This window comes from Pseudoxanthomonas sp. 68-E7, from assembly GCF_057773145.1.
In genome coordinates, this window is record NZ_JBYMTI010000006.1 from 316,199 (window position 1) to 335,615 (window position 19,417).

At 64.8% G+C, this 19,417-nt stretch carries 21 protein-coding genes; 15 read left to right on the forward strand and 6 right to left on the reverse strand.

Annotation, left to right across the window (positions count from 1 at the left end; translation table 11 throughout):
* Nucleotides 1–4: 4 nt before the first annotated feature.
* The 4 genes from AC3DE2_RS16375 to AC3DE2_RS16390 all read left to right on the forward strand — a co-directional run bounded on the left by AC3DE2_RS16375 (nt 5) and on the right by AC3DE2_RS16390 (nt 4,605).
* A complete protein-coding gene (locus tag AC3DE2_RS16375; RefSeq protein ID WP_488427064.1) occupies nt 5–268 on the forward strand; it encodes a hypothetical protein in 264 nt (87 codons plus the stop codon).
* Nucleotides 269–441: 173 nt separating this feature from the next.
* On the forward strand, nt 442–699 hold the full coding sequence (locus tag AC3DE2_RS16380; RefSeq protein WP_295381924.1) for a hypothetical protein: 258 nt from the start codon (nt 442–444) through the stop codon (nt 697–699).
* 538 nt (nt 700–1,237) lie between these two features.
* Entirely contained in the window at nt 1,238–3,361 is a 2,124-nt protein-coding gene (locus tag AC3DE2_RS16385; protein WP_488427065.1) for a peptidase domain-containing ABC transporter, read from the forward strand.
* Nucleotides 3,358–4,605, forward strand: coding sequence for an HlyD family secretion protein (locus tag AC3DE2_RS16390; RefSeq protein WP_295381932.1), 1,248 nt, complete (start codon nt 3,358–3,360; stop codon nt 4,603–4,605). Before AC3DE2_RS16385 ends, AC3DE2_RS16390 begins: the two co-directional genes overlap by 4 nt.
* A gap of 310 nt (nt 4,606–4,915) precedes the next feature.
* Here the strand turns inward: AC3DE2_RS16390 and AC3DE2_RS16395 are convergent, their stop codons facing one another.
* Entirely contained in the window at nt 4,916–5,689 is a 774-nt protein-coding gene (locus tag AC3DE2_RS16395) for a DUF3011 domain-containing protein (RefSeq protein WP_488427066.1), read from the reverse strand.
* A 237-nt stretch (nt 5,690–5,926) separates the two neighbouring features.
* Here AC3DE2_RS16395 and AC3DE2_RS16400 point away from each other — a divergent pair, with 237 nt between their 5' ends.
* Both AC3DE2_RS16400 and AC3DE2_RS16405 read left to right on the forward strand, forming a co-directional pair.
* On the forward strand, nt 5,927–6,331 hold the full coding sequence (locus AC3DE2_RS16400) for a VOC family protein (protein ID WP_488427067.1): 405 nt from the start codon (nt 5,927–5,929) through the stop codon (nt 6,329–6,331).
* A 166-nt stretch (nt 6,332–6,497) separates the two neighbouring features.
* A complete protein-coding gene (locus tag AC3DE2_RS16405) occupies nt 6,498–6,839 on the forward strand; it encodes a CPCC family cysteine-rich protein (protein WP_488427097.1) in 342 nt (113 codons plus the stop codon).
* 80 nt (nt 6,840–6,919) lie between these two features.
* Here AC3DE2_RS16405 and AC3DE2_RS16410 read toward each other — a convergent pair whose 3' ends face one another.
* Nucleotides 6,920–7,402, reverse strand: coding sequence for a LuxR family transcriptional regulator (locus tag AC3DE2_RS16410; RefSeq protein ID WP_488427068.1), 483 nt, complete (start codon nt 7,400–7,402; stop codon nt 6,920–6,922).
* A 332-nt stretch (nt 7,403–7,734) separates the two neighbouring features.
* Here AC3DE2_RS16410 and arr point away from each other — a divergent pair, with 332 nt between their 5' ends.
* Nucleotides 7,735–8,136 carry an NAD(+)--rifampin ADP-ribosyltransferase gene (gene arr / locus AC3DE2_RS16415; protein WP_295381945.1) on the forward strand — a complete coding sequence of 134 codons (402 nt, stop codon included), beginning with the start codon at nt 7,735–7,737 and terminating at the stop codon, nt 8,134–8,136.
* A 105-nt stretch (nt 8,137–8,241) separates the two neighbouring features.
* Nucleotides 8,242–8,661, forward strand: a complete 420-nt coding sequence (locus tag AC3DE2_RS16420; RefSeq protein WP_488427069.1) for a hypothetical protein — start codon at nt 8,242–8,244, stop codon at nt 8,659–8,661.
* Nucleotides 8,662–8,718: 57 nt separating this feature from the next.
* Here AC3DE2_RS16420 and AC3DE2_RS16425 read toward each other — a convergent pair whose 3' ends face one another.
* Entirely contained in the window at nt 8,719–9,522 is an 804-nt protein-coding gene (locus AC3DE2_RS16425) for a winged helix-turn-helix domain-containing protein (protein WP_488427070.1), read from the reverse strand.
* Nucleotides 9,523–9,698: 176 nt separating this feature from the next.
* On the opposite strand from AC3DE2_RS16425, the gene AC3DE2_RS16430 reads away from it, so the two are divergent.
* The 5 genes from AC3DE2_RS16430 (at nt 9,699) to AC3DE2_RS16450 (ending at nt 14,677) form a co-directional block, all read left to right on the forward strand.
* Nucleotides 9,699–10,469, forward strand: a complete 771-nt coding sequence (locus AC3DE2_RS16430) for a hypothetical protein (protein WP_488427071.1) — start codon at nt 9,699–9,701, stop codon at nt 10,467–10,469.
* A gap of 91 nt (nt 10,470–10,560) precedes the next feature.
* A complete protein-coding gene (locus tag AC3DE2_RS16435; RefSeq protein ID WP_488427072.1) occupies nt 10,561–12,018 on the forward strand; it encodes a serine hydrolase domain-containing protein in 1,458 nt (485 codons plus the stop codon).
* 85 nt (nt 12,019–12,103) lie between these two features.
* Nucleotides 12,104–12,451: a hypothetical protein gene (locus tag AC3DE2_RS16440; protein WP_488427073.1), complete on the forward strand. Its 348-nt coding sequence runs from the start codon at nt 12,104–12,106 to the stop codon at nt 12,449–12,451.
* A gap of 120 nt (nt 12,452–12,571) precedes the next feature.
* On the forward strand, nt 12,572–14,101 hold the full coding sequence (locus AC3DE2_RS16445; RefSeq protein ID WP_488427074.1) for an amidohydrolase family protein: 1,530 nt from the start codon (nt 12,572–12,574) through the stop codon (nt 14,099–14,101).
* Nucleotides 14,102–14,248: 147 nt separating this feature from the next.
* Nucleotides 14,249–14,677, forward strand: a complete 429-nt coding sequence (locus AC3DE2_RS16450) for a hypothetical protein (protein WP_295381961.1) — start codon at nt 14,249–14,251, stop codon at nt 14,675–14,677.
* A gap of 15 nt (nt 14,678–14,692) precedes the next feature.
* Here the strand turns inward: AC3DE2_RS16450 and AC3DE2_RS16455 are convergent, their stop codons facing one another.
* On the reverse strand, nt 14,693–15,592 hold the full coding sequence (locus AC3DE2_RS16455) for an AraC family transcriptional regulator (protein WP_488427075.1): 900 nt from the start codon (nt 15,590–15,592) through the stop codon (nt 14,693–14,695).
* A gap of 97 nt (nt 15,593–15,689) precedes the next feature.
* Between AC3DE2_RS16455 and AC3DE2_RS16460 the strand changes: the two genes are divergently transcribed.
* Together AC3DE2_RS16460 and AC3DE2_RS16465 are read left to right on the forward strand one after the other, a co-directional pair.
* Nucleotides 15,690–16,427, forward strand: a complete 738-nt coding sequence (locus AC3DE2_RS16460; protein WP_488427076.1) for an SDR family oxidoreductase — start codon at nt 15,690–15,692, stop codon at nt 16,425–16,427.
* Between the two features lie 172 nt (nt 16,428–16,599).
* Complete coding sequence (locus tag AC3DE2_RS16465; protein ID WP_488427077.1) at nt 16,600–18,021, forward strand: GGDEF domain-containing protein; 1,422 nt, start codon at nt 16,600–16,602, stop codon at nt 18,019–18,021.
* 30 nt (nt 18,022–18,051) lie between these two features.
* Here the strand turns inward: AC3DE2_RS16465 and AC3DE2_RS16470 are convergent, their stop codons facing one another.
* Together AC3DE2_RS16470 and AC3DE2_RS16475 are read right to left on the reverse strand one after the other, a co-directional pair.
* On the reverse strand, nt 18,052–18,681 hold the full coding sequence (locus tag AC3DE2_RS16470) for a LysE/ArgO family amino acid transporter (RefSeq protein ID WP_488427078.1): 630 nt from the start codon (nt 18,679–18,681) through the stop codon (nt 18,052–18,054).
* A gap of 85 nt (nt 18,682–18,766) precedes the next feature.
* Nucleotides 18,767–19,300 (reverse strand): hypothetical protein, encoded by a 534-nt coding sequence (locus tag AC3DE2_RS16475; RefSeq protein ID WP_488427079.1) that lies wholly within the window; start codon nt 19,298–19,300, stop codon nt 18,767–18,769.
* Between the last annotated feature and the right edge of the window lie 117 nt (nt 19,301–19,417).

Consider the following 19,417-nt stretch of genomic DNA (forward strand, 5'->3'; position numbering starts at 1 on the left):
CGACATGCGGATTCGGGGCATCCGCCTTTCGCCCTTCGACGACGTTCATTGCGTGGCGCACGTGGCTTGGACCGCGACCCATGCCCGGGACGATCTCGCAAGGACGGTGGTGGATTTCGAGGCGCACTACCTCGTCCAGGGACTGGACGGCGGGGCGAAGGCGTTCGGCTGGATATCCGGCGACGAAGAGGTACTGACCCCGGACTTTGTCAGTAATTACTGGTACGGCCAGTGGGGGCAGGTCAAGCCTAATCTGATTCGGTTGTAAGAAAATTCCTACACGCATGACGGTTGACATGGCTTACACGCTTTGCCATCTTCGATCTATCTGGCTACTTCCCTATTTGGTAACAAAAAGAAGAATAAGAAATGTGCTAATTGCCGTGCTGTCACGGCCCCGGTGCGCAGGGGAAACTGTGCTTTCAACAAGGAGATGTTGCAATGCGTGAACTCAAATTGAGTGAACTGGATGCCGTTTCTGGCGGCGGCGAGGGAAACAATGGTTCCGCCCATAATGGTGTCATTGGCGGCCTGATTGGCGGTGCGACTAGCGGCGCAGTGGCTGGTGGCGCCGTCGGAGCATTCGTTGGCGGCCCAGTTGGTGCTGCCGTAGGCGCAGCGCTAGGTGCTGGAATTGGCGCGGTTGGTGGCGCCTTGGCCGGATATGGATCAAGCGAAGCACCGAAGCAAGCAGAGTAATTTGCTAACTTGGCATATTTCATTGTAATGGCCAAAAAGGAGAACATATATGCGCGAACTGACTCTGAACGAGTTGGACTTCATCAGCGGTGGTGACGCCCGCGGGACCTCGTCTGTCGTTGGTGGTGCGATCCAGGGTGGTCTTGCGGGTGCCGCTACCGGTGCAGCGGCAGGCGCCGCAGTAGGTACCTTCGTGGCCCCTGCGGTTGGTACTGCCGCGGGAGCTGCAATCGGGGCTGCCGCGGGTGGAATTCTGGGAGCCATTGCCGGCGCCTTTGATGCAGCATCGTAATTCTGAGTAGTAGCGTTATCAGTGACCAGTCATAGCGACTGGTCACTCTCTAATCACAGTATTGGGGCTCTCTATGGGTATTGCCAGTTTCTCCAGCATAATTGCCGCTTCTGCGCTTCTGATCTCTGTTATGAACTTCATTGAAATACAGAAGATTAAAAAATCGCTAGGCGATAGAGATAAAAAGTAATAGTTAAACGATTCTTGTAGAGGTGGGCGTTCACATATTTTCAGCAAGGACGCGGCATGGAAGCGGTGTTGCAGTCAGAAAGCTCGGAGTGCGCGCTGGCCTGTTTGGCGATGGTGGCTGCCCACCACGGAAAAAGAATTGGATTACGGGAACTGCGTCAGCGATTCCCTTTCTCCTTGAAAGGAGCAAGTCTTACTCGCTTAGTTTCCGTGGCGGGCCAACTAGGCTTTCAGAGTCGTCCGCTTCGCTTGGAGCTGGATGAGCTATCAAAATTGAGCGCTCCTTGTATCCTGCACTGGGACTTGAACCACTTTGTGGTGTTGGTCAAGGCAAAAAAAAGCCGTATTACGGTGCTGGACCCTGCGTTCGGCAAGCGCGAGTTGAGTTATGAAGAAGCCTCCGGCCACTTCACCGGCATTGCTTTGGAGCTCACACCCAGCACGCAATTTGAGCGTCAGGAAGCTCCTCCTTCAGTGTCCCTCCGTCAGCTTACTGGTCACGTCACCGGCCTAGGGCGTGCGCTAGCGTTAATCTTGTTGCTCTCAGTGGCCTTGCAGGTCTTTGTCATCCTGGCTCCGTTCTTCGTGCAGTGGGTGGTTGACCAGGTTTTGATTTCAGCGGATAGGGACTTGCTCACGGTATTGGGGCTCGGCTTTGGCGTGGCCCTGCTGTTGCAGGTGGGCATCGGTCTGCTCCGAGGTTGGGCGGTGGTGGTTCTGTCCACGCGACTGGGTTTGCAGTGGATGGGCAATGTCTTCACCCATCTGCTCAAGTTGCCATTGGACTTCTTTGAAAAGCGGCATCTAGGAGATGTCGTTTCCCGTATGGGCAGCGTGCAGGCTATTCAGCGCACGCTGACCACCAGCTTCGTGGAGGCTATCATTGATGGACTGATGGCCTTCGTGACCTTGGGCATGATGTTGCTGTATAGCTGGAAGCTGGCCTTGGTCACGCTACTGGCGGTGGGGCTTTATCTAGCGGTACGAGCGCTTGCGTTCGGTCCCGTTCGTAAGGAGGTCGAGCAGCAGCTGGTCTCCGCCGCAAAACAGCAGAGCCATCTTCTAGAGTCCATCCGTGGCATACAGTCGGTCAAGGTCTTGGGCGTCGAGAACAACCGGCGTTCGGTCTATCTGAATCTAATGAACGACACGATCAACCGTGAAGTGAGCTTGGCCAAGCTGGGGTTAGGCTTTATATCCGCAAGTCAGCTCATCTTCGGAGTCGAGCGTATCGCTGTCATCTGGCTGGGTGCAGCTCTGACCATGAATAATGCTTTCTCAGTGGGCATGCTCATTGCTTATCTGGCCTACAAGGACCAGTTTGCCGGTCGCATCAGCGGCTTAATCGACAAATGGATTGAGTTTCGAATGCTACGCCTACACGGCGAGCGCTTGGCGGACATTGTGTTGACGCCTCCCGAGTCATCGGCAGAGCGCTCATTCGAAGGCGCTGATTCCAAGAGTGCGCGATTGGACGTTTCCAACCTGAGCTTCCGTTACGCGGAAGGCGAGCCTTGGATCCTGCAGGGGTGTAGCTTCTCCGTGGAAGAAGGCGAGGCAGTGGCCATCGTCGGTGCCTCTGGCTGTGGCAAAACGACATTGATCAAGCTCATGCTGGGCCTACTCCGTCCGACCGAAGGCGAAGTGTCTCTAGGCACACAAAGCGTCCACCGACAAAGTGCACACAGTCGCCGTCAGGTGGTTGGGGCTGTGATGCAGGACGACCAGCTTTTCGCCGGCAGCATCGCAGAGAACATCGCGCTGGGAGACGAAGGCCACGATTCGATCCGTATCGAGGCCGCCGCCCGCTTGGCGGCCATCCATGAGGAAATCGCCGCCATGCCCATGGGCTACCACAGTCTTATTGGCGACATGGGGACTACCTTGTCTGGCGGCCAAAAACAGCGGGTCATCCTAGCCCGGGCACTCTATCGCCAACCGCGCGTTCTGTTTCTAGACGAGGCCACCAGCCATCTGGACTTAGACAGCGAGCGACGAGTGAACCAAGCCGTGGCGCAACTCGCGCTCACCAAGGTGATTATCGCCCATCGACCGGAAACCATTGCCAGCGCCGATCGCGTGCTGGTCATGCAGGGTGGGAAGATTGTGCAAGAGCTACGCCCTAAACGGCAGATACCTAACGCTCCCGTCGAGACCAGCGTTGAGCCTGCATTGACATGAGCGATGCTCTATTTCGCCACGAAGTATTAAACACCAAGCGGATGAGCTGGCTGGGCCGCATCTCATTGGCACAGCCGCTCGGACTTTGGGTTCTGGCTGGAATGGGAGCGCTATGTGCCGCGGCGGTCGTGGCTTTCGGGGTTTTGGGCGAATACACACGACGTTCAACGGTAACGGGCCAACTGGTCCCTGACTTGGGGCTGTCGGCGGTGATGTCCCCCACGGCCGGCGTCGTCAGTCGGTTGTTGCCCGAAGAGGGCGAGCCTGTGCGGGCGGGGGAAGCGCTGGCTCTCATCCAGGTGCCGCGAGCGATGGCCTCAGGACGGGATGCGCTGATGGCCATCCGCGAAGGCTTGGATGAACGCCGCGACAGTCTGGAGCAATTGGCGCAATCTCAGCAAGTCCAAATGAATGCGCAACAGATGGGCTTGAGTCGGCAGTTGACGGGGGCGCGACAAGAGTTGAGCCAGATTGAACGCGAGATTGAAACCCGAAAAGAACAGGTACGCCTGGGCAATGAGACCATCCAGCGCTATCAGAGCGTGGCCGACGAGAAATATGTCAGCCAGGTGCAATTAAACCAGCAACAGCAGGCGGTGTTGGAACTTGTCAATGCCCAGCAGGCCCTTGAGCGGCAAGCCACTGCACTACGGCGTAGTATTGCGCAGTTGGAACAGGCGCTGCGAGAACTGCCAGCACAACGGGGCATCTTGCAGGCCACCGCTCGCCGGGACTTGGCGATGTTGGGGCAAGAGCGCGTTCAACAGGAGGCCAGTGGCGAGTTACTCATTAAGGCACCGGTCGCCGGTTTGGTGGCCAGTCGCTTGCTCGAACCAGGACAAAGCGTGCAAGCGGGACAGTCTCTCATGAGCCTGTTGCCGGAGGGGTCTAGGCTGCAAGCGCAACTTCTCGTACCAAGTCGCGCCGTGGGGTTCATCGAACCGGGGGACCGAGTACTGCTGCGCTACCAAGCCTACCCGTACCAGAAGTTTGGTCACCATGGCGGCCGGGTGATTCGGGTCTCCCGCAGTGCGGTTAGCGCGCAGGCCTCTGAGGGGCAAGTCACGGAACCCTACTACCGGGTGCTGGTGGCCTTGGACCGTCAGACCATCCAGGCCTACGGGAAGCCTGAATCCTTGCGTCCTGGCATGACGCTGGAGGCCGATATCCTAGGGGAGCGACGCAAGCTCTACGAATGGGTATTGGAACCGTTGTATTCCCTGCATGGGAAGTTTGGAAACTGAGGAAAGGAATCGGGCCACATGTTGCCTGATTGCTGACTCGAGGGTACTGTCCAGCGTATTTGGTGCAGCTGTCCAGTTAGTTCGGCGGCAGCGCCCAGTTTATTTGGCGGCGGTGATCAGATGGCTGGCGGTATGTAGATGCGCTGCTGAGGCGGTACGGCGTCACGGGATGACGGTTTTTCAAGCGATGTCCGCGATCCGATGACGCATCGGGAAAGACGGGGCACTCGCGCCGGTGGCGAGCCGGCCAACGGCACAGGGATCGAAGCCCCTGCGCTGCTGGGGGCAAGTGCGTGTCGTCCCTGCGGGCTTACCGCTTGCGGATCTGGGTCAGGGATTGGACCAGTCCGTCGTTGCGCACCATGCACAGGAAGCGGCCCTCGGGATAATCGACGATCAGTTCGGTGACCGTGTCGTTGACCGGAAGCCGGGTGACCAGCGCGCCTTCGGCCTGGGCGCGCGCGTTGCAGGCTCCCAGCAAGGTCGTGTCCATGCCGGGACGACTGGCGGGAGGCATCGTGTAGCGGCTGGCCGAGACGTTCTTGAATACCGCGCGGCACCCGCCCTTCACCCACACGGAATGGTGGTACAGGCCCCAGCTCTGGCCCTGCTCGCAATGAGCCTTGCTCAACTGGCGGATCAGGCGCACGTCGCCATGCGTGTCCATCGCGCACTCGGCCTGGCGCTGGTCCACGGACTCGCAAGTCACCTCCGTGGCGCCATCGGAGCGGGTTTCGACCCGGGTTTCCCTTGCCATCGCGGCGCCGGACGCGGGCGCTGCCTTGCCCACCGTGCAGACCCCGTTCGCGCCCCCTTTGCCGGTATAGGAAAGCTGCACGCTTCCATCCGGCGATGTGCCGAGGGACAGCGTGACCTCGCTCTGTGCGTCCCGGGCTTCGAAGTAGTTGTCGTTGAAGCGCTTGAGCTGTGTCTCCCGTCCGTTGACGTAAACCGGCCCGCCCTCGTCGGCATGGACCTCGATCGCGCCCGGGCAGGTCGCGTTGAAGCCCGGTATGGCGGCCAGCGCGTTGCCGGCGTTCCCCAGGGACAGGACAATCGCGCCTGCCAGCATCCATCGGTTCATTCCGGTCGTCCTTTTGTGGTGGTCAGGCGGAAAAGCTTACTCCCGCGGGTTTGCGTTCGTGCACGCGGTTCTGTGACCCGTTGGTGGGTTTGATGCGTCCGATGCCCGGCGCGTGCCGCGCGATTGAACAGGCCTCGTGCGGATTGCCATTGACTCGCGCCGCCGCCCGCCGGAGCATTCCCCGACTTTCCCGGATCGCGCCGTCCTGGCCGCGGATCCAAACCTCGGGGGGCAACGATGGCAAGGGTGACCGGAATCGGCGGCGTCTTCCTGAAATGCAAGGGCGACAGCGCCGCCCTGGCGGCGTGGTACGAAACGCATCTGGGCATGCCGTTGGAGCCGTGGGGTGGCGCGGTCCTGCGTTGGCCGGATGACAAGGCCGAGGACGGCGGCCTGACCGTGTGGCACCTGGCCAAGCCGGACAGCCAATGGTTCAGCCCCAGCGAATCCTCCTTCATGATCAACTACCGGGTCGATGACCTCGACGAGCTGCTGGCGCAGTTGCGCGTGGCCGAAGTGGACATCGTCGGCGGACCGGAGTCGCACGAGAACGGCAAGTTCGCCTGGATCATGGATCCGGATGGCAACAAGGTGGAGCTGTGGGAACCCATGCGTTGGGACGAGAAGAACAAGGAGGCGTGACCGCGGCGAGGGCTTGCAGCATCACATCGCGGTTGGATTCCTGCGTGTCTGGACATGGGCAAGATCGCCCGATCAGCAGGATCCATGGATATTCAATTTTTGTTGTGAATTCCCATCCGCAGCTTTCAGCGCGATGGCATCATTTCCGCTACGGATCCAGAAAAAAATGAGCAGCCTTCCTTGTCCCGCGTGCGGTTTCCTTACGCTCCAAGGTTATTATGGTTCGTACGAAATTTGCCGGGTCTGTGATTGGGAAAACGATGGGATCCAGCTCGCGAATCCTACCTCGGAGGGTGGTGCGAACCGAGAATCACTGGCCGAAGCGCAAGCTTCGGCCATTGCAAGACTCCCGCTCGAGGTGACCGTATTCGCCGGGTTTCAACGGGACTCCAAATGGCGTCCCCTCGTGCCGGATGAAATCACCTACTTTGAATCCCTGCGTGCCCACAACCATTGGCATTCCAGGGAAGTGGTCGACCCAGGGGAAGCGTATTGGCGTCGCGTGTGATGGAGCGGATTCTGGCCAGATCGTGCAGACACACGAAGGAGTAAGCTTGGCCCGATGGCGATCCCTCGTGGTGTATCACCCTAGGGAATGCGCGAGAACGTCGTGGTCTGCAGGATCGGGCTGCCTTCCTTGCTGAAGAAGGCCTTGGTCTCGGTCAGCGTCTTGCCATCCGCGCTCACCGTGTAGATGCGGGTGGAAGAGGGGGTGCCCTTGTACGCCAGTTGCAGCACCAGCACGCCGGGCGCGGGCATCTTCATCGCGGACACGTCGGCCCAGTAGTCGCCGGTGACCGGCCCGGGGGTGCCGTCCAGCGGCAGCGTGGCATCCGAATGCATCGTGCTGCCGTCCGGATTGACGATGCTGACCTGCGTGGCCCATTTGCCGTCGGCATGATCGCGGAATTCCAGCGTCACGCTCTTCGGTCGCGCTTCCGGCGGCATCGGCAGCTTGTCGACGTCGATGGCCCACTTTCCCGCCAGGGGAGACGTGGCCGGCGAATCGGCGAAGGCCGGGGCGGCTTGCAGGGCGACAGCGATCAGCAGGGTGGCAAATATCGTCTTCATGGGAATCTCCGGCGAAGGGGAGGAGGAACACGCAAGGGAGCAAGCGTACCTCGCGTCCGCGGGAATGTACTTGGCGGATTGCGGCATTCTGCCGGGGCCAAGGTCGAATCCGCTTCAGCAACGCCCGGGCACGGGCGTCCGGGCATGGCGCGAAAATGAATCCGGTGCGTCTCCGGCCGCGCGGCGTGAATTCCGGGGCGGGAAAACAAAAACGGGAGGCGCCGCGCGCCTCCCGCCATGAATTTATATAACGCGGGGGGGCTTGCGGCAAGGCCGGGCGCCCGCGGCAGCATCACCGGCCTGTCGAGATGGCAGGACACCGGAACAAGACGATGACGGATGCGCAGACTTACTACCACGGCACCAGGGCGGACCTGCGGGTCGGCGATTTGATAATTCCCGGTCGTGCCTCCAACTATGGCGCCCGGAAGCAGGCGCGGTTCGTTTACCTGTCCGCGACGCTGGATGCGGCGATCTGGGGCGCCGAACTGGCGGTGGGCGACGGGCCGGGCAGGATCTACATCGTGGAGCCCACCGGTCCAATCGAGGACGATCCCAACCTGACCGACAAGCGATTCCCCGGCAATCCCACCCGGTCGTACCGCTCTTCGCATCCCTTTCGCGTGATCGGCGAGGTCGCGTCGTGGGACGGGCATTCCCCGGAGCGACTGGCGGCGATGCGCGCGCATCTGGAGCAGTTGAAACGACAGGGCATCGAGGCGATTGAAGAGTGAGCGGGGCGGCGCGTCGATGGCTCCATTGTGCGCGTGCGCATTGGACGCTGTAATGGGTGCCCTCGGGTCCCCTCGTCGGGGAATCGGCATCGGCCAGTCATGCCCATGAAGAAATCCATGTTGTCCCTGCTCGTGTTCGCGATGGTTCCGATGCATCACGCGGCCGCGGCGGTCGAAGGGGATGCGGCGCCCCTGGCGGTCGTGACCGGGGGACACTGGCGCTCCGGCACCGAGGAGGGCGGCTTCCGCGTCGCGACGGAAAGTGTCGGCTTCGAACACGTCAGTTGCCGCGCCTGGATTGAATGGGTCACGACGTCCGGCGCCGGGCAGCCCGCCCGGGTCGCGGCCCGCGTATCGTTCACCGAGGTCTCGAACGGATTCTGGTCATGCGAAGCCGGAGCGAAGGCCGTCTCGCTGGTGGAGGACCGGCTGACCCTCCGGGCGACGCATGCGTACTCGCATGAAGCACGGGTGTTCGAGGCGATCCTGGGCATGCCCGGTGAGTATCGGCTGATCGAACCGTGACCCCAGGCGGCCGTCATGGCCATCAGTCCGCCATCACGCGGGCACCCTCCGCTGAGGTCAGGAGCGTTTGTCCAGCGCGTCGGACAGCCCTGCCGCCATGCGTTCGGCCAGCGAGCGCTGCAACGGCACGTAGTCGTCCATGTCCGTGTCGCCGCTGAACTCGCCCGACCAGAGCAGGTGTCCGTCGTGTTTGTCGACCAGGGTCAGCACGACGACGGTCTGCTTCGGCGTCTGCCGGACGCTGACGCGGGCATGCAGGTCGGCTTCCCGACTGTCGGCGGCCACGCGGTAGCCGGCCGGCAGGCGATGGCTGACCTGCGCCGTCAGGCTTTCGCGCAGGCCGGCGTTGAACTTCGGGAACAGCACGTATTCGCACAGTCCCTGCACCGGTTCGATGGCGATGCGATGCTCGGGCGGGGATAGCGCGGCGTGCGCCCAGAGCGCGCCGCCGATGCCCAATGCCACGGCGAGCAGGCCGCCGGCCATCGGCAAGCGGGCGGGGCGACGGGCGACGGGAAGCGGAGGGGTCGGCAGCGACTCGGCCACACTGTCTTCGCCGGCGAGCGTGCCGACGAAACGGTAACCCGCGCGCGGCCGGGTCTGGATGTAACGCGGGGCGTCGGCGTCGTCGTCCAGCAGGGTGCGGATGCGGCGGATGCAGGTATTGAGGGCGGCATCGCCGCCGGTGCCGGCGCGCGGCCAGAACCGTTCGAGCAGTTCCTGCCGGGGTACGATCCGATCGCGGTGTTCGATCAGGCAGGCCAGGACTTCCACCACCTGGGGCGGGGCATCCAGCGCAATCCCGTTCCGGAAAACCTGCAAGGCGGCCGGATCCAGCCGGAAGTCATCGAAGTTCAGCATCACCCTCTCCCTGTTCCGTCGGCCGGAAAGCCTTGCGGTAACGCCATGTCAGCCAATGTCACGACATGTCATTGGCCGATTCTGACAGAAGGTCCCACCCTTTTCCGGAACGAACCGCGGGCCGCCCGCGGCGGACCCGCCCGGCGTCATCGCCTCCCTGCTTCCGGAGACCGTCCATGCATTTAACTGTCCGCATCGCGCTGTGCATCTTCCTCGCGGGGGGCGGAATCGCCGCACCCGCCGCAGCCGAACCGACGCAAGTGGAAGTCCGCGTGCTGGCGCGGGGCGCGAAGTTCCTTGGCGGGTACAGCGCGCCGGTACAGGTGGTGCTGAGCGACGCGGACACCGGTGAAATCCTGGCCCGCGGGCAGGCCTCCGGCACCACGGGCGATACCCGGCGCATCCTGGATACGGGAACGAAGCCGGGAGGGAAACGCTCCAGCGCGGACTCGGCGGTGTTCCGCGCGACCCTTGACCTGGACCACCCGCGCCGGGTGACCGCGAGCGTGACCGGACCGCTGGCCCAACCGCAGGCGGCCACGACCGCCACCAGCACGCAGTGGATCCTGCCGGGCCGCGACCTCACCGCGGGCGATGGCTGGTTGCTGGAACTGCCGGGCCTGGTGGTCGACCTGGCCAGCCCGGTGGCCTATCAATGGCTCAAGGCCGGTGCGGATGTACCGGTACGGGTGGGCGTCACGATGCTGTGCGGCTGCGCGATTACCGCGCAGGGGCCTTGGCGGGTGGACGACACCGAGGTCGAAGTCCACGTGACGGTCGACGGCGGTCCTTCGCAGCGCTACCCGCTCAAGTTCGATCCGGCGAGCGCGCTGTTCGGCGCGGACATTCCGGCGGGGCGATCCGGACTGTATGAACTGGAGGTGCGCGCCTGGAGGGGGCCGGACAACAATGCGGGCGTGGCGCGCACCGCTTTTTTCGTCCAGTGATGGCGGGGTGCTTCGCCGGATCGCGTTCGGGACGGCGTCCGGGCGATGGCGGAAGGCGCCGCAGGCAATCGAGTATGGGACACGCGGGATGATGCGCAGGATGAAATACGGCGGCGTGATGAGCGCGGTGATCGGGCTGGTCGCGCTGCTGCCGTGCATCGCGAGCGCGGGTGAAGGTGCGCTGTCCCGTTCTCTGGAACAGCAGATGGAGCTGAACCGGCAGCGCTACGGCATCGCCGGACAAGCCTTGCGGGTCATGCGTGACGGACAGGTGGTTTTCCAGGGCGTGGACGGCGAGGCGGACGTGGACACGCACCGGCCCGTCGCCAGCGACGATGTCTTTCCCGTCTATTCGCTGGCCAAGCTGTTCACCAGCACACTGATCATGCAACTGATCGAGCGCGGACGCGTGGATCCGGATGCGCCCGCGAGCGTCTACCTGCCGGGACTTCCCGCTGCCTGGCGGTCGATCGCCGTGCGCGATTTTCTCGATCACACCTCCGGCGTACCGGAATACTTCGACAACCGGAATGGCGCGGGCGCGTCGGCGGATACGGTGTTCGCCGGGGACGCGGCGCAGGTATTCCGGTCCTTGGCGGACAAGCCGATGCAGTTCGCGCCGGGGACCGATACGCGCTACACGCAGACCAACTACCTGGTGCTGGCCGCGCTGCTCGAGGCGCGGTACGGCAAGCCTTATCCGCGGATCGCGGAGCAACGCATCCTGCGCAAGCTGGGCATGCGCCATACTTGGCTGGGGCCGGCGGGACTGCCCCGCCGGGGCGTGGCGACGGCCTATGCCGGCAAGGAGGGACGCCTGCGGGAGGAAAGCGATCTGGCCTGGCCGGATTATGCCTACGGCCATGCCGGCCTGTATCTGACGCTGGATGATCTGGGCCGGTTCCTGCAGGCGATGACCTCGGGCGAACTGGTGGGCAAGGCGACATTGCGCCGCCTGTGGCAGCCGCGCACCCTCGCCAATGGAAAGCGCGCCTGGTTCGCCGCCGGCTGGGAGCACGGCGAGAGCGACGGATACCATCAGCTGGGCCATGACGGCGGTGCCCGCGTCCGTGTCCGCATCCTGTTCAAGGACGCGCTGGACAGCGACGTCCATGTCTTCGCCTACCTGACCAATGGCAGCGCCCGCAATGTGTGGTCGCGCGTGCTGGTGGACAGCGCGATGGCGGCCGCGGCGCCGGAACGATTCCCGGCGGAAGCCTTGTCGGAAAAACTGGTGGCGTTCGCGCTCCGACCGCACACGGCAGGCGACGTGCAGGCCATGGCGCAATCCATTCGCGCGAGCGATGTCCTGAGCGGCGCCGTATTGGAGCAACTCGTCAACGCCACCGGCTACAGCGTGCGCGGGAATCTGGGCGTGGATGCGGCGCTGCGCGTCTTCGAGTTGAACACCATCCTGTTTCCGGATTCGGCCAACACCTGGGACAGCCTGGCCGAAGCCCACGAGGCCCGGGGTGACCTGGACAAGGCGAAGGCATTGCGTGACAAGGTGCGATCGTTGTCGGCACCGCCCGTCGAATGCCGGCGATGATGGCCGGGCCGGCGTACCCGGCCCATTCCCGCCAACGGAGGGTGAATGGATGACGGCTGGGCAGCGTAGTGATCACCCCGGATTGATGTTCGCCGCGGAAACGGAAGAATGCAGGTTGTTCGTTTTCGCCAGCGAGGCCGACGCCATCGCCCAATGCGAAGGCCTCGACGTGGAGGCGGCCGTCTGGTTGTTCTGGGCCACGGACGGAACGCCGCTGGAGCCCGATTTCATCACCCCGAATCGGCGAGGGTTGTTCCGGGTCGCCAATGGCAGTTATCGCCTTGTCGAGGCGTCGCCGGATCATCATGCGGATCTCGCCGAGGCGCTGGACGTGATCCTGTCCATGGAGCCGAATCCGTTCTTTTCTTCCCTGGAACAGGTGCGCGCGCATGTCGCGGGCGGCGGTGGGCCGGCGCGGGCATCCACGGCATGAGTCTTTGACGGACCGGGACGCGCGCTTGCGGGATGGCGTTACTTTCCTCCCGCGCGGTGCCGGCATCAAGCATGGTTCCATGCGGCGCATGAAGCCGAATCCTGGATAGTCGCCACACTCATGCGTCGCTCACTTTCATGGACGATCCGGGCCGCGCTGGCGGCGTGCGGCATCGTGGTGGCTATGTTCACCATCGGCGTCAACTGGCCGGAGCGGGAAATCCGACCGGCTCGCAATGCGGGCGTCTGGATGATTGAACACGTCGATGTGGTGGACGTGGCGCGGGGCCAGCTGCTGCGGGATCAATCGATCGTGTGGTCCGCGGGAACCATTACCGACGCGGGACCGGCCAGCGAAGTGAAAGCGCCCGCGCACGCCCGCCGCATCGACGGGCGCGGCCGCACGCTGATGCCGGCGCTGTGGGACATGCACACCCATCTGTATGCGTTCTCGCCGTTGCTGGACATGCCGCTTTACGTCGCCTACGGCGTCACCCACGTGCGCGATCTGCAGGGCTGCCCGAGCGCGGACGATCCGTTCATCGCCTGCGCCGGCGACAAACAGCGCTGGAGCCGCGAGGCGCTGGCGGGCGAGCGGGTGGGGCCGGTGGTGATCGAATCCTCCAGCTTCATGGCCAATGGACCGGGCATGGTGAAGCGTCTGGGAGACGTGCCGGATTTCTTCGACACCGGCACACCGGACCAGGCGCGGGCCTTCGTCCGCCATTTCGCCGGAAAGGTCGACACCGTCAAGGCCTACGACCGCATCCCCGCGCCGGCGTGGCGCGCGCTGGTGGACGAGGCGCGCAAGGCCGGCATGCCGGTCGTCGGCCATCGGCCGCACGCGGTCAGTGCGATCGAAGCGGCGCGGGGGCAACGCAGCCTGGAACACGCCCGCTTCCTGCTGCACGAATCCTTCGATGGCAGCGATGCATTGCGTGCCGTCGCCGGTACGCCCGCCTGGCGCGAAGATCGCCGCGCCATGGTCGACCGGCACGATCCGCGCCGCGCCGATGCGATCTTCGCGGCGATGCGCGCGAACGGGACCTACTACGTGCCCACCCACCTGACCCGCTGGGTGGACGCCTACGCGGATCGGGCCGAAGTCCGCGAGGATCCGGCGCTGCGGACCCTGCATCCCCTGCTGCGGCGCCAATGGCGGGAAGATATCGACGAAACCCTGGCCAGGGATCCTTCGCCGGCCGCGCGCCAGGCCTATGTCGATTTCCACCGCAAGGGACTGGAATTGACGGGACGCGCGCAACAGGCCGGTGTCCGGATCATGGTCGGCACCGACTACATCGCGCCGGGGCTGGACGTGCATCGCGAACTCGAACAACTGGTGCGGGCCGGATTGACCCCGGTCGAAGCGTTGCGGGCGGCCACCACGACACCGGCGGAATACGCCGGGCTCTCGCATCGGCATGGCCGGATCGCCGGGGGCCATGCAGCGGATTTCCTGTTGCTGGACCGGAACCCGCTGGAGGACATCCGCCACACGCGCCGCATCCGGGCGGTGGTGTTCAACGGGGCCGTGCATGACCGCGCGGCGCTCGATGGCATCCAGCGCGAGGTCGAATCACGCGCAGGGAGCTGGACGGTGGCCTGCAAGATCATCTGGCGGTTCCTGAAGCATCCAGTCGGGTACTGAGGCCGGGTTCCGGCGAGACCTTGCGGACGCATGCGGGTCGATGGCGAAACGGATTCGGCCAAGGCAAGATGAAACGGTCGGTTGCGCAGGCCACCATCGCGCTGCCCGCGGTGGTGATCCGCTTGATTCATGTCCAGGGAGAGGCAAGTGCTGAAATCGGGAGTGTTGGCGCTGGCGAGCGCGATTGTCCTGGCGGGGTGCGGTCTGGGGGATGCCGGAAAGCCCGACCCCTATGTCCTGTTGCCGGGGAAATGGGGATGGGAGGGTTCCAACGATTGCAGGGAGGCTCCCGAGGTGATCAGTTTCAGCGCCAGCAGGAAGCACATGTATCTGGCGCTTTCGCCCGCGCGGGAAGACGGTGGCCGGGAGCCGAGGAGAGTGGGCGAGTATCGGATCCTCCAGCAAATTCCCGAGGGGCTGCGGATGTCGCTGAAGGGCGAAACGCGCATGGATGATTCCGGCCAGCCGGTGACATGGGATCTCGTCCTGGTGGATCGGGACACTTATTGCTGGCGGCGCAACGATTGGGGAGATGGCTGCACGAAGCCCCTCCGCCGTTGCGGGGTCGAAGCTTAGAAGTCCGGCGCCGCGTTACGCCGGCTGCCGCGCATACCGCCCCGGCGACATGCCTACGTACCGGCTGAACGCCGCGCTGAAGGCACTGGGCGAACCATAGCCCACGCGTTCGGCGGCTTCGCCCACGCTGGCGTCCTGGTGGCGCAGCAGGTCGCGGGCCAGGGCCATGCGCCAGGACAGCAGGTATTCCATCGGCGCGATGCCGACCTGGCGGGTGAAGCGATCGAAGAACGCCGAACGCGACAGCGCGGCGAGTCGGGCCAATTGTTCGATGGTCCAGCCATGCGCGGGACGCGCGTGCATCTCGCGCAGGGTCGGAGCCAGGCGGGCGTCGGCCAGTCCGCGCAGCAGGCCGGGGGAATTCCCGTCGCCCGCCGAGGTGCGCAGCGTTTCCACCAGCAACAGATCGATCAGGCGCGCCAGCACGATCCCGCGTCCCGGCCGATCCGCGTCGGCTTCCTCGGCCAGCAGGCGCACCAGCATCGAGAGTCGCGGCTGGCCGCGCACGTGCACCAGCGCAGGCAACAGGGAGGTGAGCAGTGCCGGATCATGCGCGTCGAACCGGAACCAGCCGCCGAGCAATCGCACATCCGGGGGGCCATCCGCGCGTCCGTGGCGGATGTCGGCGGGGTGGGCGGCGGCGGCATGCGGATCGATCCGGGTGGGCAGATGCGTGTCGCCGCTGCCCAGGGTGAAGCCGGGCGTCGCCGGCAGCAGCACGAAATCGCCGGCTTCCAGCGCAACCGGCGGATGGTCATCGACGCGCAGCAGGCAAGCCCCTTCCAGCACCACGCAGAAACTGGGCTCGCCGAACTCGGTGTAGTGGACCGCCCAGGTCCCGGCGCCGCTGATGCCCTTGGAGAACACCGCGCGGGGCCGGAGCAGGCGGACGATGTCGGAGAGCGGGTCGTTCATGGCAGGACGATGGCTAAACAAAATCGGACTTTATCGCATGGATAGTCCGGTTTTGGCCGCCTATCGTCTGTTCTCCCTTTTTCCTGGAGTTTCCCGCATGAAGACCGTCCTGATTACCGGTTGTTCCTCCGGCTATGGCCTGGAGACCGCCCGCCACTTCCACGCGCGTGGCTGGCGCGTGGTCGCCAGCATGCGCACGCCCCGGCCTGACCGGCTGCCGTCGGACGAACGCATGAGTGTCCTGCCGCTGGACGTCACTCGACCGGAGAGCATCGCCGCCGCGCTGCGGGCCAGTGGTCCGATCGACGCGCTGGTCAACAACGCCGGCATCGGCCTGTTTGGCGCATTCGAGGCCACGCCGATGCAGACGGTGCGGGAGATCTTCGAAACCAATACCTTCGGAGTGATGGCGATGACCCAGGCCGTGATTCCGCAGTTCCGCGAACGCGGCGCGGGAACGATCATCAACGTCACCTCCAGCGCCACGCTCGCGCCCATGCCGCTGGTGGCGGCCTATACCGCCAGCAAGACCGCCATCGAGGGATTCACCGGGTCGCTGGCGCACGAGCTGGAAACGCTGGGCGTGACGGTGAAACTGGTCGAGCCGGGCTACGCGCCCACCACCCGTTTTGCCGTCAATGGCGAAGAGCGCATGCGTGGATTGATCCCCGAGGCCTATGCGGATTTTGCCAACCGTGTCTTCGCCGGGTTCGCCGGAAGCGATGCCTTCACCCGTGAAACCGATGTCGCGCAGGCGGTCTGGGAGGCAGCGAACGACACGACCGGCACCCTGCGGTTTCCGGCGGGCGCGGATGCGCGTGCGCTGGCACGTTGAAGCACGTCGATCGCGCCGTTGGTCGAGCCCGCCAAGCGAGGCCGGGATCGGCGCGGAAACGGACATGTCGCGTGAATGGTGACTGCCGTCGAATATCCCCTCTTGACCGCAGGTGGCATACGGATCAATTTTTCCGGGACGCCCCAAGGGAGAAAGGGGACCCTACCTCGACATGGCCTACCTGTCCGCGCTGCTGTTCCTGGCGGCCCATGCCTGCGCCATCGGCATCTCCGGTGGCGCGCCCCTGGCGTCCTATCCGTTCCTGGTGCTCGCCACCCTGATCGCCGGGATCAGCTGCGCCTGGCGCGCACGGCGCACGGCGCGGCCGGAGCGGGAATGGGACCTGGCCGCACTGGCGATGCTGCTGTGGGGCGGCGGCATGCTGATGGCGACCTGGCAGGCGGTGACCGGTGGCCAATTGGCGGCCACCGTCAGCCTGCTCCTGTACGTGCTGTACGGCGTGCCGCTGACCTTCGCCATCGCCAGCGCGGGCAGCGAGGCATGGCCCCTGCGGCTCATCGACGCGGTACTGGCAATCGGTCTGGGCGCACTGTACGCGACGCACACGCTCTCGCTGGCGGCCGACCAGACCGTCGGTGGGCAGAACTTCCTGGATCTCCGGCTGACCCTGGATCTGGAGAACCTGTTCATCGCCACCTTCGCGCTCGTGCGGCTGGCGACCAGCACGAACGCCCGCGCACGCGATTATTTCCGCGCGTTGTCCTGCTTCGCGGTCGCCTATCTGCTGGTGGCGGCGATCACCAACCACTTCTTTGCCGATGTGGACTTCGGCGGATACGCCGATCTGATCATCGGCGTTCCGTTCCTGTGGCTGGCCATCCTGGCCCGGCAATCGCCCTCCGCGCCCGTCGTGCGCGCCTATCCGCCGCGTCGCAACCACCTGGTGCGGGCCGGCAGCCACTTGTTCCTGCCGCTGACCCTGCTGCCGATTTCCGCGCTGGTGGTCGGCAACCGGCCTTGGCTGGGAGCCCTGGGCTTCGTGCTGGCCACGCTGGGCGCGGGTGTCCGTGGCGTGCTGCTGCAGATCCGGACCTACGAGGAACGCGACCAGCTCGACGTGCTCGCGCGCATCGACGGCCTGACCCGGATTCCCAACCGCCGCCATTTCGAGGAATCGATGGACCGCGAGTGGCGGCGCTGCATGCGCTCGGGCGACTCGCTGGCGCTGCTGATGATCGACATCGACCATTTCAAGCAGATCAACGATGCCTATGGGCATCCGGAGGGTGATCGCATCCTGCAGGCGGTCGCCCGTGCGCTGGCGGGATGCGCGCACCGTTCCTCGGACACGGTGGCCCGGTACGGGGGCGAGGAATTCGCGGCGCTGCTGCCCTCCATCGGCCGAAACGGCGCGTTGAACGTCGCCGAAGCCATGCGCGCGGCGGTCGAGGAACTCGCGTTGCCATCGCCCCTCGCCAACGGCGTGGTCACGATCAGCGTCGGCGTGGCCTTCATCGCGGCGGTGGACGGTGGCCATCCTTCCGATCTGCTCGCGAACGCGGACGAGGCGCTGTACCGCGCCAAGGCGGAGGGACGCAACCGGATTCGGGATGCCGCGCCTTCGGCGGCGTGAACCGCTCCCGCTGGCAGGACGTGGCCGGCGTCAGCCATGTGCCGGCGCCAGCGGCTTGAGCAGCAGCAACAGGCACAGGCCCAGCATGAACACCGCCATCAGCGCATCCAGCACGCGCCAGGCGCGCGGGTCGCGGAAGATCGGCAGCAACAGGCGCGCGCCGTATCCCAGGCTGGAGAACCACGCCACGCTGGCCAGGCAGGCCCCAATCGCGAAGGCGACGCGCGCCTGGCCCGCGTAGCGGGTGGACAGGCTGCCCAGCAGCACCATGGTGTCCAGATACACGTGGGGATTGAGGAAGGTGAACGCCAGGCAGGCCAGCCAGACGCGCCGGCCATCGGAACCGCCACCGGCTCCGGGTGCCAGCGCGCCGCCGCCACGCCAGGCGCGCCCGGCCGCCATCAACCCGTAGGCCGCCAGGAAGGCCGCGCCGCCGTAGCGGAGCGCTTCCAGCAGGAACGGCCAGCGGACGACCAGCGCGCCGATGCCGGCGACGCCACAGGCGATGAGCAGGATGTCGCCGAGCATGCAGGTCAGCACCACCCGCCCGACATACCGGCGTTGCAGCCCCTGGCGCAGGACGAAGGCGTTCTGCGCGTCGATGGCGATGATGAGGCCGGCGCCGGCGGCGAAACCGGCGGAAGCGGCGGCAAGGAGCATGGGGATATCCGGAAGCGGGGCAGGGCAGGCTGCTCCGTTGGCCTGACTAAGACAAACTGGTTTTGCTTTAGGCTATGAAGAAAATCTAATCGGGTCGTCCGCCATGGATCTCATCCATCCGCAACTGGCCGCATTCGCCGCGAACCGCTTCCGGGTCCAGTGCCGGGGATCGCAGGGATGCTGCGGGGACCATCGGACCGACTTCGCCGCCCAGGATCACCTCGGTGGCATCCAGCCAGCGTTGCGTCGCCATGCCCGGCACGCCCAGCGATTCGCCGCTGCGATAGCGCTGCAGCACGCGCTGGAAAATCTGCACGGCACGCGTGTTTTCCAGCAGGAAGGCGTAGCCGAGGTGATGCCACGCCGGGTTCGCATCCGGAGCGAAGCGTGCGAACGCGCCGGTGGCCCAGCGGGTTCGCCGCGCGGGACCGGCGGGGCGCGGCTCCGGCGCCCACGGTTCGGACGCATCCCAGACCTGCTCCAGGTGCAACAGCAGATCGAGTGGATCGGATGCCAGGACGATTGCATCGAATGCGCCACTTCCGGCCTGGCCGGCGGGCGCGTCCGGGACGCTTGCGGGTTCGCCTGCGGCAATCCGTTCGACAAGCTGGATGAACATGGCCGGCCCCCTTTTGGGATGAACCATCGTAGACCTCCGAACGGGCCACGCGCCAACGCCCGGAACCGGTGGGGGATTGCGGCGTCCCGATATACTTTCCAGTGCAGTCGCATCTGA

Bases quoted from the DNA above. Each gene is read 5' to 3' on its own strand.
- AC3DE2_RS16375 (WP_488427064.1), top strand. From the start codon at position 5: ATGCGGATTCGGGGCATCCGCCTTTCGCCCTTCGACGACGTTCATTGC.
- AC3DE2_RS16380 (WP_295381924.1), top strand. From the start codon at position 442: ATGCGTGAACTCAAATTGAGTGAACTGGATGCCGTTTCTGGCGGCGGC.
- AC3DE2_RS16385 (WP_488427065.1), top strand. From the start codon at position 1,238: ATGGAAGCGGTGTTGCAGTCAGAAAGCTCGGAGTGCGCGCTGGCCTGT.
- AC3DE2_RS16390 (WP_295381932.1), top strand. From the start codon at position 3,358: ATGAGCGATGCTCTATTTCGCCACGAAGTATTAAACACCAAGCGGATG.
- AC3DE2_RS16395 (WP_488427066.1), bottom strand. From the start codon at position 5,689: ATGAACCGATGGATGCTGGCAGGCGCGATTGTCCTGTCCCTGGGGAAC.
- AC3DE2_RS16400 (WP_488427067.1), top strand. From the start codon at position 5,927: ATGGCAAGGGTGACCGGAATCGGCGGCGTCTTCCTGAAATGCAAGGGC.
- AC3DE2_RS16405 (WP_488427097.1), top strand. From the start codon at position 6,498: ATGAGCAGCCTTCCTTGTCCCGCGTGCGGTTTCCTTACGCTCCAAGGT.
- AC3DE2_RS16410 (WP_488427068.1), bottom strand. From the start codon at position 7,402: ATGAAGACGATATTTGCCACCCTGCTGATCGCTGTCGCCCTGCAAGCC.
- arr (WP_295381945.1), top strand. From the start codon at position 7,735: ATGACGGATGCGCAGACTTACTACCACGGCACCAGGGCGGACCTGCGG.
- AC3DE2_RS16420 (WP_488427069.1), top strand. From the start codon at position 8,242: ATGAAGAAATCCATGTTGTCCCTGCTCGTGTTCGCGATGGTTCCGATG.
- AC3DE2_RS16425 (WP_488427070.1), bottom strand. From the start codon at position 9,522: ATGCTGAACTTCGATGACTTCCGGCTGGATCCGGCCGCCTTGCAGGTT.
- AC3DE2_RS16430 (WP_488427071.1), top strand. From the start codon at position 9,699: ATGCATTTAACTGTCCGCATCGCGCTGTGCATCTTCCTCGCGGGGGGC.
- AC3DE2_RS16435 (WP_488427072.1), top strand. From the start codon at position 10,561: ATGCGCAGGATGAAATACGGCGGCGTGATGAGCGCGGTGATCGGGCTG.
- AC3DE2_RS16440 (WP_488427073.1), top strand. From the start codon at position 12,104: ATGTTCGCCGCGGAAACGGAAGAATGCAGGTTGTTCGTTTTCGCCAGC.
- AC3DE2_RS16445 (WP_488427074.1), top strand. From the start codon at position 12,572: ATGCGTCGCTCACTTTCATGGACGATCCGGGCCGCGCTGGCGGCGTGC.
- AC3DE2_RS16455 (WP_488427075.1), bottom strand. From the start codon at position 15,592: ATGAACGACCCGCTCTCCGACATCGTCCGCCTGCTCCGGCCCCGCGCG.
- AC3DE2_RS16460 (WP_488427076.1), top strand. From the start codon at position 15,690: ATGAAGACCGTCCTGATTACCGGTTGTTCCTCCGGCTATGGCCTGGAG.
- AC3DE2_RS16465 (WP_488427077.1), top strand. From the start codon at position 16,600: ATGGCCTACCTGTCCGCGCTGCTGTTCCTGGCGGCCCATGCCTGCGCC.
- AC3DE2_RS16470 (WP_488427078.1), bottom strand. From the start codon at position 18,681: ATGCTCCTTGCCGCCGCTTCCGCCGGTTTCGCCGCCGGCGCCGGCCTC.
- AC3DE2_RS16475 (WP_488427079.1), bottom strand. From the start codon at position 19,300: ATGTTCATCCAGCTTGTCGAACGGATTGCCGCAGGCGAACCCGCAAGC.